Origin of the sequence: Companilactobacillus futsaii JCM 17355 (assembly GCF_001435505.1) — a bacterium.
Lineage (GTDB): Bacteria > Bacillota > Bacilli > Lactobacillales > Lactobacillaceae > Companilactobacillus > Companilactobacillus futsaii.
Map to the genome: position 1 here is coordinate 8,424 of NZ_AZDO01000146.1, position 15,329 is coordinate 23,752.

Here is a 15,329-nt window from a genome sequence, read left to right on the forward strand (position 1 = left end):
AAAAAATCCGTCGTGGTCGTTACCACGTACAAAAAAATGTTAGGAGAATTTAAGCATGGAACGTAAAGCATTAAAAGACTTAGGATTATCAGACAAACAAGTAAATGGAGTAATGAAGGCTTACAATTCTGATATTGACCCAATCAAGAGTGAACTCGAATCAATAAAGACAGAACGTGATTCATATAAGCAAGGCGTTACCGATCGTGATTCTCAATTAAAGGATTTAAAAGAGAAATCAGGCGACAATAAAGAATTAAAGGCTCAAATTGCACAATTACAAGATGATAACAAGAAATCGAGTGATGATTTTAAGGCTCAACTCGCAGGCGTTAAGAAGGATAATGCAATCAAATTAGCATTGCGTGACAGTAAAGCTAAGGACGCAGACTTGGTGTTTAAAGATTTAGACATGTCAGGTATTGAATTAGGCGAAGATGGAAAATTGACCGGTCTTGATAAGCAAATCAAGGATTTAAAAGAAAGCCATGATTACTTATTTGAAAATGAAGAACCTGAACCTAACAATCATATCAATGCGTTTAAAGGTGGCAATCCTTCTGGAAACAATGGTGGGCAAGAAGATTCATTAGTTAAAAAGATTGCCGATCGAATGAGCGGTAAATAACAAATAGGAGTGTGGAGACATAATGACAGTAGTATTAGATTCAAAAGACATGGCAGAATTAGACAAAGAATATCAAGCCGATTCACAAATTTGGCAACCATTAACAGGTGGTGCAAAGAGTGTTACATCAGCTGATTTTGTCGGAACTCATGAAGTTCGTATTAATAAAATGAGTGGTTTAGTTCAACCATCAGAATATAAACGTAATCAAGATAATGTACGTTCACAAGTAAGTATGGATAAAGAAACAGTTAAGCTAACACATGAAGATTGGTTCTCATATGACCTTGACGAATTGGACATGGACGAAAATGGAGCATTAACAGTAAGTAATGTAGTTGCTGAACATAATCGTTTGGTTACAATTCCACGTCGTGACAAGGTTGCTATGCAAGTTCTTTATGATAATGCAGGCAAGAAAGTAACAGACACAATCGACGCTAAGAATGCTCTTGACGCATATGACCAAGCCGAAGCATATATGACAGATAACCAAGTTCCCGGTGGTTATGTATTGTTCGCTTCAAGTGGTTTCTATACAGCATTGAAGAATGCAAGTGGTGTTTCTCGTACATTCTCAACCAACCAAATGGGAATCCAAGGAATCAATCGTACAGTTGCGCAAATCGACGGTTCAGTGCCTATTTTGAGAGTTGCTAAAGACCGTTTGGCAGGTCTATCAATCAAAGACACAGTTCAATTTGCATTAGCACCATTGACAGCAGTTGCACCAGTTATCAAGTATGACAATGTTTCTGTAATTGACCCATCAACCGATCGTAATGGTAACCGTTACACAATTAAGGGATTATCATATTATGACGCAATCGTTCTTGATAATGCCAAATCAGGTATTTACATGAGTGCAGTTCCTGCAAGTTCAAGTACAAGTTCAGGTTCAAAAGCCTAGTTAATACCCACAGATAGGGGTGTAACACATGAAGCAAATGGAATTTGCAAGATATACAGAATTAGGATTCAAGAAGTTAGACAATGATTCATTCAATAAAGTTATAGCTAGTTCGCAGTTATTGGTCGGTAATCTCGCTAAGGATTATTACGAATTTCATGATATTCAAAAAGACTTAAATTCTGATGATGATTTCATCAAGTTCAGAGCTAACCAATTTCAAAAAGCAATTTGCGTACAGTGTGAATTTGCAGATGATTTAGGGGCTTCAAGTCTGGTAGAACAACAGAAGGCAGGTATTACAGACGTTCAGATAGGCAGGACACATCTTCAACAGTCAAGTAACCCAGTAAATGCGGTTACCTATGGCAAGTCGGGTGTATATTTGCCTGCATATGAATTGTTAGTACATACAGGGCTTCTTTATCGTGGGGTTGATAGTCATTAAGTTACCAACGATTTCCAAAGAGATGGCAAACCAATCAGTTGTGTTAAAGTTCAAGACAGGCGAAGTGGATAATTGGGGCAAAGAAGAATATGAAAAGATTTCTATTGAACATTGTGTAGTTCAACCACAGACAATCTATTCAGGAAGTAACAATAACAGGCAGATCGTTGCCAATGCTATTGTATTTTTTTATGCCAAAATCACTAGTCCAATGCCAGTTTTGAACCCTAAGCATGTTGGTTCGACATTGAATTTTGAAGGAAAAGACTACTCAATCACTCAAATTACAGATAATCGTGACCCATACAGCAATGAAGTATGGTCTTATGAATTGGAAGTGCTATAAATGGCAATCAATGTATCAATAAACATGAAGGACATTAATGATATGCCTAATCGAGTAAAAGCAGGGCGTAAGGCGGCGGCTTCTCAAGCACAATCAGAGATGGAGAAATACGTTCCTTACAAAGAAGGGGATTTACGTGACGATTCTTACGTTACAGATGATGGTAGAACCATCAGATATACCCAACCATATGCTCATGCTCAATTTATTGGATTGATAGACAATCAATATCCAATCCATAATTATTCGACACCGGGGACTGGTAAACGTTGGGATTTAAGGTTAAAGGGTAATAAATCGAAAATGAGACATGTTAAAAAAGCATTAATCAATGGAGCCAAGTTATATGGACCTAATAGATAGATTATGCGAAGCCTTGAATACAGTTCCAGATTTACCAACCAGAGTAAGAATAGGGTACATGCAAGCTGATGATTCGATAGGATTATATCCATTGCCGGGTTCTTCTGTAATTGACCAAGATTGGGCAGGAAACCAGACGAAGCGAATCAATTATGAAATTGCGATCAGAACCAAAGACCAAGAATTAGCGAATGATTCATTATGGAAAATCTCAAATTTCCTAGAACAGTTGAATGATATTGAAAGTAAGAACGACAGCTTTCAATTTGACGAAATCGAGCAAACAGGATTACCCAGTGTGTCTGAACAAGATACGCAAGGTTATTCAGTGTATATGCTCGATTTTTTTGTAGATGTCGTTACAAATATTAAGAAATAGGAAGTATAAAAAATGCCAACAAAAACATTAACAAGACCTGAAAACTGGGTCAATAAGTTTGAAGTAGATTTAAATGGCGGTCAAGACCCAAGTGCTGACGCTGAAAAAGCGCAATGGGCAGAGATTTCTCAAGGATTGCAAACAGCAACACCTGCTGCCAATGAAACAGCCGATACACAATCATTCTGGAATGATAAAGGATTTAGTGAAACAGATGTCACAGGTAAACGTGTCACATTTGCAATGACATTCCAAAGAGTGGTAGGGGACGAAGCACAAGATTATATTGCTTCTAAGTTCTTATCCATGGGAGATTCATTGCGTACATTGTTCCGTTGGATCGATCAAGCAGGAAACACAGTAATTGCTAATGCAACCATGACTGCAATTGTTCCATTTGGTGGTAATGCCAATGCACGTCAAACAATGTCTGTTACATTCTCATTGAATGGCGTTCCAGTTCTAGGTACAGGTGGCAAAAATAATGATGATGGCGACGGCGAGAATGGTACAACATCAGGCTCAAGCCAAGCATTAGGAGATAAAACAGCTTCTGGAGACACTGGAAAATAATAAATAATCATGTATAAAAATCGCCTAAGAAATAAACAGTATTCGGTAGACGAAGGCGGTAAATTAGAAGGGAATTTTTAATAATGGCAATTAACGTAAATATTGATAATCAACTAGCACTAAAATACTCATTTATGATTGGTGGCAAAAAGCGTGAGCTTACATTTGATGACCAATGTGCATTAGATATGGACAAGGTTCAATTTAAGGTGCAAAAGATTTCTGACAAGGTCAATAGAATGCAAGAAAACGTTGTAAATAAGAAGTCCACTGATGAACAAGTGAAAATGATGTCAGGATTATATAAAGAAATCCGCAATGCAATCATTCCATTCTTTGACAAGTATTTTGGCGACGGTCAAGGAACAGAAATTTACCAATACTTCAATGAATCAACAAGAGCATTAGCAACAGTATTCGGCAAGGTCAATGAATGCCTTGATAAAGTTGAAATCAATACTAATACCAAAAAGAAATAGGGTGTAAATATTGTTATCTCTAACCAATGGGCTAGATGATAGAGTAAGCACTGAAATTGGAGATTTGAAAGTAAATCTTTCATTCAATAATGTTTTGAAATGGTATGAACTCCTTGATAAAAACGACGTTGCTCTTACCAAGAAATTGGTTATTGGTTGGAATATCTTTCTCGGTGCTGATACGTTGAGTTTTAATGATATGGAAGATTACGAAGTGTCGGCTGACGCTTTAAAGAAAATCACAGAGTACATATCACAAGACCCATACCAACCTGAAAGTCAAATAGGGATAGGAAATAATCAACCGAATATCGAACCGACAAAATGGTTCAGTTACCAACAGGACGCAGAAGCAATTTATGCGTCTTTTTTGTTTGATTATGGAATTGATCTAATTGATTCAATCGACAAAATGCGTTGGGAGAAGTTCAGGGCGCTTTTTAATAACCTTTCAAGTAAATCTCCAATCATGAGAATCATTGACATCAGGCAAGCAAATATACTCGATTATCAAGGACAGGCGTTAGCTGACCTTACAAGAGCTCAAGAATATTATTCCCTTGAAGATTCAAGTGTAGATACACTCAATCAACAAGTAGGAGACATGTTCACTATGCTAAAAGGCATGGCTGAACAGAAATAGTTCAATTTAGACGAGAAAGGGGGTGTAATTAAATGGCAGATGGAACAATAGACATTGATTTAGTTTTGAATAAAGACAAATTCACGCCTGATTTGGAATCCGCAAAGCAATTAATTCGCAATTTTGGCGATAATGCAGGGGATAAGATGGACGAATCGTTCAAAAATAACTCGTCCAAGGTATCTAATAAGGCAAAGGAAACCCACGAGAAGGTAAAGTCCGAATTAGGCGATACCGTAACACAAAAAATCAAGGCTCAGACAGAAGATGTAAACAGCAAGGTCAATCGTATTAAGAAAGAAGAAGAATCGCTTAAAAAGCCTGTTAAGACGAAATTCAAGGCAGATTTTTCTAATTTCAACCACAATATGGGTTCTGCAATGGATAAAGTTCGAGATTTGAAAGAACAATCGGGCAAGATTCGGGGCGTATTCAGTGGTGCATTCTTTGGTGGCATAGCTTCTAATGCTGCAATCAGTGGATTCAATGCGATCAAGTCAGCAGTGACTGGTGTAGTTGGTGCAGGTATTGAATATAACAAGCAAATGCAGACAATGAACGCTACATGGACGACATTAACCGGTTCATCTAAAAAAGGTAAACAGATGGTCAAAATGACGACCGACATGGCGGCTGCGGCTGCTAATTCGGTTCCCATGGTTCAGGATTTAAATTCTAAGTTATACGCTGTTACGAATAATGCCGAAAGAACAGGAAAATTGACCAAAGCAATGTTGACGTTGCAAGACGCATTCGGTCAAAGTGACGCTTCTGTTCAAAATTTTGCAACACAATGGTCACAGATGGAAGCCAACGGTAAAATTTCGGCACAAGATATGATGAGTTTCGTTAATGTCTTTCCAAAGATTCGTACCGAGTTGTTAAAGACAATGCAACAGCAAACGAATAACAGTAGTTTAACCATGAAGCAAATGAATGACATGATGTCGGCGGGTAAAATTTCGTCCGCAACAATGGACGAAGTTCTTATTCATATGCAAAAGAAATATAAATCCGCTACCGAGAATTTTGGTGCCACGTCCGAAGGTATGGTTCGTACAATCAAGGGTAGATTACCTGCATTGATTGGAGAAATAACGCAACCATTCTTTGATATGTCGAACCCATTATTTAAGAGTGTGTCCAGTTGGGTTTCTGATCCAAAGACTGATGATGTATTCAAGCAAGCCAGTAAAAAGGTTAGCAATGGAATGAATAACGTAATGAGTGCTTTCAGCAATCAAGTTGGAAACACAAATATGTCTAGTGTCTTAAATGGCGCAGTAAATAAAATCAGTAAAGGACTAACAGATTCCCTTGATTGGGTTGCCGACCATGCTAAGTCAATTACAGGAATATTCAAGAGTGTTGGCTCAATCGGTAGTAATTTGACGATTGGATATATCGACGGTTTAGCAAGTCTGTTTAAGATTTTTATTGGTGCCAAAGGCGACGGAGTAAATGCCATTGCAGATGGTTTAGAAAGAATTGCAAAGCATAAGACGGCTATTCAAGTTCTCGGTGGTATACTCGCAGGAATGTGGGCAACATCAAAGATTACTAATTACATGTTGAAGATCCAATCATTAATCAAATTGTTTAAAGGATTGAAGACCATTGCATTAGGCACAGATTTAGCAAAAGGTGCAGAAGGTGCAACGGCTAGTGCAGGTAAAGGTGGCATTCTATCTAAAATCTTAGGTTCTGGAAGTCTAGCAAAGGCTACCAATGTTGGTAAGTCAATCGGTGGAAAGCTAGTCCTAGGATTAAATATTGCATTTGACGCATTCGATATATTCAAGGGTATTACATCAAAGAGTAGAGACGAACGTTTTACACGAACAGGTAAAGGTATCGGGGGCTTAATTGGTACCGGTATTGGTGTAGTGTTCGGTGGTGGTGTCGGCGCTACGATTGGTAATATCATTGGACGAATGGCAGGAAAATGGGCAGGAAAAGCTACTCTCAATTTCTCCAATGGTTGGAATGATTGGGCTAAAGGATTCAAGCCAAAAGGAATCATAGCCAAGATTGGTTTCAATACTCATGAAGCAATGCATAATTGGAACAATATTATTGCCAAGATTGAAAGTAAGCACCCTGTTATTGGTTTTGGTATTAGATTAGTTAAAAGCTCCATAGAGAGTGAATTTAACATCGTTAAAGATATGTTCAAGGTAGCATTTGGCATTAAGTCTTCAATTTGGGACGTTGTTTCTAATGCTTTCTTAGGCAGATTTGACAAGATTATACCTGCATTAAAGAAACGTTGGACAGGTATATTTGAAGGTTTCAAAGATGATTTTGAGAATGTAAAGAATATCTTTACGAGTGATAATTCAGAAACTCGTGGGGGTAAATCGAGATCTAGAAGAACAAAAAAGTCAATGTCTAAGAAGATTTCCACTTCTAAAGCAATTCAAGATGTAGCAACGACACATGTATCTAAAAAAGATATTAAGAATGTTAAAGATATGGTGCCTGCAATCAAGAAGTATAAGAAAGCTTTATCTGGTCTCAAGTCATTCTTGAAGAAGAACAATCCTAACAAGGAACTTACTGCTATCAGTAAGAACATCAAAGGTTCTACAAAGGGTTGGAACAAGTTAGCCAAGCCAATTAAGTCAATTGGTAATGCCTTCAAGACGTTAGCTAAGTTTGCTAAATCCATGAGCAAGAAAGACGCATTTGCTCAACTCAACAAGGACTTGCCTAAATTAGAAAAGACCTTGAAGAAAAACAAAATTGCGACTTATCTAAACAAAATGGATAAGGACTTGAAGAAGAATAAGCTTGGTAAGACATTTAAGAATTTGTCTAATTCAATCAAGAAAAATACATCTTCTTGGAAGAACTTCGTAAAGCCACTCAAGCAGGTTGAAAAAGGTTTTAAGACCTTGATTAGTTTTAGCAAGCAAATCAAGAAGTCCGACCCATTTTCTAAGTTGAATAAGGACTTCAAGAAGTTGCACAAGACTTTAAAGAAGAATGATATTGTTAAAGATTTCAAGAGATTAAATACTGGATTAAAGAAGAATGATCCAAGCAAGCGAATCAAGAAGATTGATAGAGAAATCAAGAAGAGCACGCCAATTTGGAGACAGTTTGCTAAACAGGTTAGGGTCGTAAATAGTACATTTAAGACCTTGAACACATTCAGTAAGAGAATGAGCAAATCAGACCCATTCAGCAAGCTAAATAGAGATTTCCAACGTTTATCTAAGACATTGAAGCGTGACAATATCGGTAAAGAGTTGCAAGAACAAGTAAGTCTTGCCAATAAAGCCACGAAGGGCAGTAAGTTTGCTACTCAATTCGATAATTCAGTAAATAAGATTATTAGACGGTTAAGAAGTTTCAAGAAGACGTTCAATAGTGATTGGCGTGATGTCTGGACTAAAGCTAATAGTGATGAAAAATCCAAAGTCAGCAAGTTAGACAGTACATTCGTTAATGAAACCAACAGAATACTTAATTCTGAAAGTAAATTCTCAAGCAAGTTTCTTGATACGTGGAGTTCATGGCTCGGTTCCATGAAGAAATCGTTCAGAAGTGCATTTAACAGTTTACCGGGTATCGCTAATAAAGATATGGGCAAAGTCATTGCTCAAATCAACAAGGGTATTGGTGGCGTGAACACAGTCATTGGTGCATTTGGTGGTAAGAAGTTAGGACTTGCACAATTTGCAGGTGGTACATCAGGTTACGCAGGTGGTTTGGCAGTCGTTGGGGAACAAGGTTACGAATTAGCATATGACAAGCGCCATGGTATTTATCCAGTTGGTACTAAAGGCGAAGAAATTCGATACCTTGACCAAGATACGTCAATCATGCCACACAGTATGTCTAAGCAATTTATGTCAATGGTTGCAGGATTGCCACATCATGCAAATGGTAAAGGCGACGCAAGCAATGACATGATGGATTACCTAATTACACATCTTGATACGATTAAGAAAGACCCAATGCCATTATTGAAGAAATCATTCGATAAAAAGGCTAAGTTTACGGGCAGTCCATTTGTAAGACAGTTTGGACCCGCATTAGAAAATGGATTGTTGAAGTCAATTTCTGAACCATTCAAGAAAGAATTGTCCGATATGGATTTCAGCATGGGTGGCAATTATGATCCAAAGATGATTAAGGCTGCTGCTTTAATGATGAAGGTAAATCCTAGTGATTCATTCATTAAGATGTTGCAATCAGTAATTCAATCCGAATCAGGTGGCAGAAATATTGTTCAACAAATCCAAGATATGAACAGTGGTGGTAACGAAGCTCGTGGTATTTTGCAATACACACCACCGACATTCAGTTATTATGCTGTTCCGGGACATACCAATATCATGAATCCATTCGACCAATTACTTGCATTCTTTAATAACAGTGATTGGCAAAGTTCAATCGGTCCAACATCAATTTGGGGGACATCTAAGATTGACTGGTTGCATTCAGGACCACAAGGACGTCCAAGATTTGGCAATGGTGGTTGGTCTGATAAAGAAGCTATTTTTGGGGAGATTCCGGGCGAACCAGAAGTAGCAATCAATCCAAACAGAGATAGTGCCGATCAATTAATCATGGAAGCAATCAAGAAACGTGTTGAAAAGAATCCTAATGGAGCCATGGCTAAAGCATTGAAGACCATTCATAATTCAAGGAACCAAGCTCATGAATTTACAGGCAAGAGCATTTCAAATGCTAATGCTTCAATCGGTCGTGGCAATGTTGGAATCAATTCAAATAATTTAGGCAATATCACAGTAAATACATTGCTCGATAATGGTGTAATCGTACAAGGTACATATCCATTAATGAAGGCAATGCAAGCCAAAGAAATTAGTATTCAATCCAAGAAAGGTGGGCTTCACTAATGAGTGAAAGCATTTTAATTCAACGGTTAGATGGAACAACATATAACCTTGATGATTTAGGCATTCGGGTTATTAGTTTTGACCCACCAAGTCCAAATTATCAATTTACATACACACAGATTCATGAGACAAGAGCAACGTTGACTGATACGCAAGTTCAACAGACAACGGCTCCATTAGTGATTCGTGTGAAAGCCAAAAATGTTTATGATTATGAGTTAATGCGCCAAAGAGTGTTGAAGATATTCGCAAGTTACGAAGATTTTTATGTAATCAATATGCGAATACCTACGATTCGTTGGAAGGTGCGTGCAGAAGCATTTGATTTTCCGAGACAAGGCAGTTTCTGGTATTCGCAACCAATAACCATCAATTTGGTTTATGGAGAAGGATTCGCAGAAACAGTATTTACGACAGCCGAAAATGATTTCACAGTTCCAAGTAATTTGATGAGTTGGGGACTTGGTGTTCCGAGTGATGAAAAAATTTCATACAAATATAGCAATCAAAGTAACTTCGACATTTGGAATTTGGGACACATTCCACTCAAGGCTGATGAAAGACCAGTATTGATTGAATTTACAGGGAATGTTGGAAGTCAATTATCAATAGAAAATAAAACCACCGATCAAACGCTAACGTTTAAGAAAGCATTGAATGGTGGCAATAAATTGCAGATTTATGGTTTGAAACCTGTTTTAGACGGTGTTTCAGCATTTCAATATAGTAATCATGAATTTCTAGACTTTGCAGTAGGCAAGAATGAAATCGTAGTAAGTGGTGCAAGTAATTGGACGATAAGTTTTACAACGAGATTTTATTATTAAGGGGGTGTTCATATGTTGTATATATCCGATTTGGCAGGTAACCAAGAACCGTTGCTTGTAAGTGATGTTCATATTACCCAACAGTTGAATACGGTCGAACAGTTGGACTTTACAACGATAAATATTCCCGATAATGAATCGGCGTATAAAATGCTTCAACCAAGGTCAATAATTACAGTTCCAGAAACAGGCGAACAGTATCGAATATCCGAGAATGATGGAACGACGTTTGGTAATAATTATCAAAGGACGATTACAGGGTTGCAGGTATTGCAAGACCTTGACGATCATTTAATCATGGATAAATTGACAGGTTCCCAGAGTTTGGATAGTACCATGCAATTCTTGACGAAGGGAACAAAATTCACATATACGATTCATGATAGTTTTGATAATTTTGATTTTGGCGAAGACGGAATCGGTCAAGAAAAGGCATTAGGATTATTTACCGATACAGTCATGAATGATTTTAAGTTTGAGTTTAAGGCACACGGGTATCACATTGATATTTATAAATCGTTGGGAGAACACAATGCGTTTGTTTATGTATCAGGAAGCGATATTTACACGCTTGCAGATACAGGAGATTATACGCAGATTAGAACACATATTTATGGAGTAGGTAAAACTACCGAGACGACAACAGAAAATAGCTCTGACAGTTCGCAATCGTCCGATTCAGACGATTCAAGTGATGATACAGACAGTACGACAACATCAAGCACAGTTAAGGCAGAATATACCAGTCCATTTGCAAAAGTCTATGGAGTGATTGACGATGATTTATTTACAGATGATAATGCGACTACCGAAGACCAATTAATTCAAGAGATGAAAGCAAAGCTCAAAGATTATCCATCAATTCAGTACACGGCGAACGTAAATAAGTTTGAGACTAATAACCCAACCGACAAATTAAATGACCCGACAATAGGTAATTGGGGTTATCTAAAAGATAGAAATGACATTGATGTTGAAACTCGTGTTATTCAGAAGGATTTATACCCACAGAGTAACCAAGAAGATACATTAACATTTGGTAATTTTATGCTTGATCCAAATAAAATGATTGCTCAATTACAGTCAAATCGTATGACTGATACAAAAGCAATCAAAGAATTGCAATCTAAGCAATCAAATGCTGATGTAAACAGTCAATTTGATGTTACAAAGGTAGGCGAAGTTGATGACTGATATATTTAAAATGTCAAAGAATGGGACAGCATTCTTTCCACAGACCCATGTACAAGCTGTTTTGGGTATTTATGATTTTGTAGACGACATTGTTCAAAAATCCAAGGTAAATTTATCAGATTACTTGACCAAAGAACAGGTTAAAACAGCAATAAGTGAAGCTACCGAAGGATTAAAGCCAGACCTAAGTAATTATCTTACAAAAGACGAAATTGTTTCTAAGGTCCAATCAGTGGTAAATAAGGCTATCAAGGATAATAACGATAAATCGGGTTATCAGACAGGGGAACAGGTTCAGGAAGCAATTACCAGTGCACTTAATGACTATGTGAAGTCTGATGGATTAGACGAAAAGATTTTGAATGAAATCAAAGCCAATGCACCTGATGTATCAGGATTTCAGACATCAACGCAAGTTCAGTCTTTAATTAAGAACGCATTAAAAACCTATTTGAACAGTGATGAAGTCCAAGAAAAGATAGATAGTGCAGTGGAGAATATCACTCCTACCGATCTAAGTGATTATCCAACGAAAGATGAAGTCAAAACTCAAGTTGATAATGCAATTTCAGGATTGAAACCGGATTTATCGAATTACCTGACTAAAGACGAAGTAACCGCTCAAATCAATAGTGCAAAGCCAGATTTATCAAGTTACATAACCCAAGCCGAAGTAACGGCTCAAATTGATAAGGCAAAGCCAGATTTAACAGATTACGCAACCAAAGCAGAAGTAACATCCCAGATTTCAGGATTAAAACCAGATTTAACAGATTATCCAACGAAGAGTGATGTAAGCAGTCAAATTAGTAAGGCAGTTGCCGATATAAAACCAGATATGACTAATTACATGACTAGCACGCAGGTTAAAGACGCTATTTCTAAAGCGACAGAAGGTTTATCGCCAGACATGGCTAATTACCTTACCAAAGCCGAAACAGTGTCTAAAATCCAAAGCGTGGTAAATTCAGCGATTGCAGAAGCAAAGCCAGATTTATCAAGTTATCAGACGGCAACGCAAGTAAATTCAGCAATCAATAGTGCAATAAGTAATATAAATTTGTCGAATTATTATACGAAGGGTCAAACAATATCGCAGATCAATAGCAAGATTTCAGAGAATGAGCCAACGTTTATACATCAGCAGTTGTCAATCAACACTAATGTTTTTACAGGTTCAGCGTATATCACGAAACAAGGTAGATTAGTAACGATTCAGTATTCAGGAATGGATGCAAACAGTAATTACACTACCTTTGCCAGTCTGCCAAGTTGGGCATATCCAATGAATACCGTTAGTAGCATAGTATTTACAATGGACCAAAATTATCATAGTTACAGTGCAGGTGCAGTAAATATAGATACGTCGGGGAATGTCACATTACAAACATCAATAACGTATGGTTATGCTCAATTTACGGTTACGTATGTGACGAGTTATTAGGGGGAGAAAATGGAATTTAAGAAGATAGAAACGAATACACCTTATCCTGATTTTTTGAAGATTAATGATGATAATTTCAAAGTCGTATCTAACGAGATGGCTTCGGTGTGGAAGGTCTTAACAGATAATTATATTGTTGATCCAAGTATTGTACCGACATCAGTATTCAAACCCTTGTATGCGACGAGAGATGATTCAGCAATTTATAAGAATTGGCTTTATGATTTCAATAAGTTGGAAACGTTAATTAATCATTTAATCAATAAGGGGTTCAATAAGAATGACATAATCCGAACGGATTTCAGTAATTTCAAGGTGTTCACGTTGAACATACCTGAAACGATATATTTTACAAAAGATTATATAGACACAGTAAATAAAGATTGGCTCAAGGTTTCCGAATTAATTGGAGACATGAACGCCAGTCTTATTTTTTACGGGTTTAAAAGAAAGGAAAATCAATAATGGACGAAAACAAAGATAAAATTTTGAACCAAGATTCATGGTTGCCCGCAACTCCTGATTCTGTTGGTGGATTCTTAAAAATCGACCTTAACAAAGTTGATTTAGTTACCTATTCATTAAATAAGAGATTCAGACAGGGAGAAAATGGGGCAGATTTAAAGATGTGGTTCTATGATGGCAATATTCCCCATCAGTTAGACCCTGACAATGCTTCTGTTACCTTGTATGGAGAAGATTCAAACAGTAAGTTTAAAGTCGTGAGCGCTCAACCTGATACAGATTGGCAAAGTGGACGAGTAACCATGTATTTGCCATCTCAATGCTTTGCGAGTGCAGGTCAATATAAGCGCATGGTTGTTGAAGTTAAGAATAGCGATCAAGTAATCGCAACGATTAATTTTAACCTTGATGTCTTACCAAATGATTTTTATAACATCAGTATTGGCTCGGAGAATTTCTCTAGCCAGTTGAGTGATGAAATTATTCAAAGATTGCAAGAAGCAAACGATAAGGCTGAAAAGAGTGCCAATGCGGCAGATGACGCAATCAAGAAATTTCAATCCGATTATGACGCATTAAATCAAATCGGCAGTAATATCAAAGAATTATTTGCAAACAATGATGTCGTATCAAAGGCAACGTTCAATGAACATGTAACATCAATGGCAACGAAGACATATAAAGCTAGTGACATTGATTGGCAAGATCCATTTAATTCATGGCACCAAGCAGGTGGTTCAAGTCTGATTTTACGAGATGGCGTTGTTGAAATGTCAATCGCTGCATTTAGTAATACGTCAGGTGGTTCAACGGTATTCCTATTACCTAAGGAATGTCGCCCACAGTCTGAAAAGATTGGGGTTGGTGTTGCAATGGATAGTGATGGACACAATGCTGAACCTGTATTCTTATCATTCATGCCAGATGGTCGTGTTATTTTGGAAGACACGACACATGACACAACGAAGGTAGTATTCACGACTGCATATTCATTGGCTCTTGATGAGAGTGAGACGAATAATAATAAGCCTGTTTCAATCATTGAGAATCAAAAAGATGTAACAAATACTCCTATTATTGGTGTATATCAACCAACGAATATTTATGGACCTGATGGCACAATCGGTCGTGCATTAACCGTAGGTCAAACATATTCAGTAGCCAATACAGGTACCTTGAATGGCAAGAAGGTATTGAGAGTAGCAACCAATGAATGGGTATATCAAGACCAAGTCGCATATTCTTATGTTGTGGTATCGGGTCAAATCAAAGCGACAGGAACAGCTCAAACCGGCTATCACGAATCAGGAGAGCAATACACTATGAATCTAACCGAAGGCACACCATTTGTTTATGACCGTAAAATGGAAATCGGTGGGCATATAGCTTACCGTGTCGCAACAGATCAATATTTGGATAGCAGATATGGAACAGTCTAACGAATGTTAGATTGTTTCTTTTTTTATGAAGGGGGGCGAAGCCATTGCCTTTGACGACGATATTAACCGTTATTTCGATATTTGGGGCAATTGGTGGTTTCCTTTGGAGTTTTTTTAACTTGTTGAAAAAGTTTATTGAATTTATTGATTCTGTTGATTCAGTTATTACCCATGTTAATGAATTAGATGAGCGTTCGGGGAACACTCACAATGATATTTATGACCAGTTGCATGACCAGAGCGAGCATTTATCAAGGCATGATGAACAGTTAAAAACACTGTTTGAATGGAAAAAAGAAAAGAGTAAAGGGGGGTAA

The 15,329-nt window shown here is 37.4% G+C and carries 16 protein-coding genes; all 16 read left to right on the forward strand.

What is annotated here, in order from left to right; genetic code table 11:
• The first annotated feature begins 55 nt into the window (after window positions 1–55).
• The 16 genes from FC88_RS12020 (at window position 56) to FC88_RS12095 (ending at window position 15,329) form a co-directional block, all read left to right on the forward strand.
• Window positions 56–628 carry a phage scaffolding protein gene (locus FC88_RS12020; RefSeq protein ID WP_057815941.1) on the forward strand — a complete coding sequence of 191 codons (573 nt, stop codon included), beginning with the start codon at window positions 56–58 and terminating at the stop codon, window positions 626–628.
• Window positions 629–650: 22 nt separating this feature from the next.
• Window positions 651–1,538 carry a hypothetical protein gene (locus FC88_RS12025; protein WP_057815943.1) on the forward strand — a complete coding sequence of 296 codons (888 nt, stop codon included), beginning with the start codon at window positions 651–653 and terminating at the stop codon, window positions 1,536–1,538.
• 28 nt (window positions 1,539–1,566) lie between these two features.
• The gene (locus FC88_RS12030) at window positions 1,567–1,986 is read left to right on the forward strand and encodes a head-tail connector protein (RefSeq protein ID WP_057815946.1); all 420 of its coding nucleotides are present in this window, start codon (window positions 1,567–1,569) and stop codon (window positions 1,984–1,986) included.
• 22 nt (window positions 1,987–2,008) lie between these two features.
• Window positions 2,009–2,332, forward strand: a complete 324-nt coding sequence (locus tag FC88_RS12035; protein WP_057816052.1) for a putative minor capsid protein — start codon at window positions 2,009–2,011, stop codon at window positions 2,330–2,332.
• Window positions 2,333–2,695: a minor capsid protein gene (locus FC88_RS12040; RefSeq protein WP_235526940.1), complete on the forward strand. Its 363-nt coding sequence runs from the start codon at window positions 2,333–2,335 to the stop codon at window positions 2,693–2,695. It abuts the gene before it with no gap.
• Window positions 2,679–3,074: a phage tail terminator protein gene (locus tag FC88_RS12045; RefSeq protein ID WP_057815948.1), complete on the forward strand. Its 396-nt coding sequence runs from the start codon at window positions 2,679–2,681 to the stop codon at window positions 3,072–3,074. The genes FC88_RS12040 and FC88_RS12045 overlap by 17 nt, the downstream gene beginning before the upstream one ends.
• A 12-nt stretch (window positions 3,075–3,086) precedes the next feature.
• On the forward strand, window positions 3,087–3,647 hold the full coding sequence (locus tag FC88_RS12050) for a phage tail tube protein (RefSeq protein ID WP_057815950.1): 561 nt from the start codon (window positions 3,087–3,089) through the stop codon (window positions 3,645–3,647).
• An 83-nt stretch (window positions 3,648–3,730) separates the two neighbouring features.
• Complete coding sequence (locus tag FC88_RS12055; protein WP_057815952.1) at window positions 3,731–4,126, forward strand: hypothetical protein; 396 nt, start codon at window positions 3,731–3,733, stop codon at window positions 4,124–4,126.
• A 64-nt stretch (window positions 4,127–4,190) separates the two neighbouring features.
• The gene (locus tag FC88_RS12060) at window positions 4,191–4,769 is read left to right on the forward strand and encodes a Gp15 family bacteriophage protein (protein WP_187323371.1); all 579 of its coding nucleotides are present in this window, start codon (window positions 4,191–4,193) and stop codon (window positions 4,767–4,769) included.
• A gap of 32 nt (window positions 4,770–4,801) precedes the next feature.
• A complete protein-coding gene (locus FC88_RS12065) occupies window positions 4,802–9,643 on the forward strand; it encodes a tape measure protein (protein WP_057815955.1) in 4,842 nt (1,613 codons plus the stop codon).
• Entirely contained in the window at window positions 9,643–10,470 is an 828-nt protein-coding gene (locus FC88_RS12070; RefSeq protein ID WP_057815957.1) for a phage tail domain-containing protein, read from the forward strand. The genes FC88_RS12065 and FC88_RS12070 overlap by 1 nt, the downstream gene beginning before the upstream one ends.
• 12 nt (window positions 10,471–10,482) lie before the next feature.
• Entirely contained in the window at window positions 10,483–11,664 is a 1,182-nt protein-coding gene (locus tag FC88_RS12075; protein ID WP_057815959.1) for a prophage endopeptidase tail family protein, read from the forward strand.
• A 10-nt stretch (window positions 11,665–11,674) separates the two neighbouring features.
• Window positions 11,675–13,108, forward strand: a complete 1,434-nt coding sequence (locus tag FC88_RS12080) for a hypothetical protein (protein WP_157060471.1) — start codon at window positions 11,675–11,677, stop codon at window positions 13,106–13,108.
• Between the two features lie 9 nt (window positions 13,109–13,117).
• Complete coding sequence (locus FC88_RS12085; RefSeq protein ID WP_057815963.1) at window positions 13,118–13,573, forward strand: hypothetical protein; 456 nt, start codon at window positions 13,118–13,120, stop codon at window positions 13,571–13,573.
• Window positions 13,573–15,012: a BppU family phage baseplate upper protein gene (locus tag FC88_RS12090; protein WP_057815965.1), complete on the forward strand. Its 1,440-nt coding sequence runs from the start codon at window positions 13,573–13,575 to the stop codon at window positions 15,010–15,012. Before FC88_RS12085 ends, FC88_RS12090 begins: the two co-directional genes overlap by 1 nt.
• A 44-nt stretch (window positions 15,013–15,056) precedes the next feature.
• On the forward strand, window positions 15,057–15,329 hold the full coding sequence (locus FC88_RS12095; RefSeq protein ID WP_057815967.1) for a hypothetical protein: 273 nt from the start codon (window positions 15,057–15,059) through the stop codon (window positions 15,327–15,329).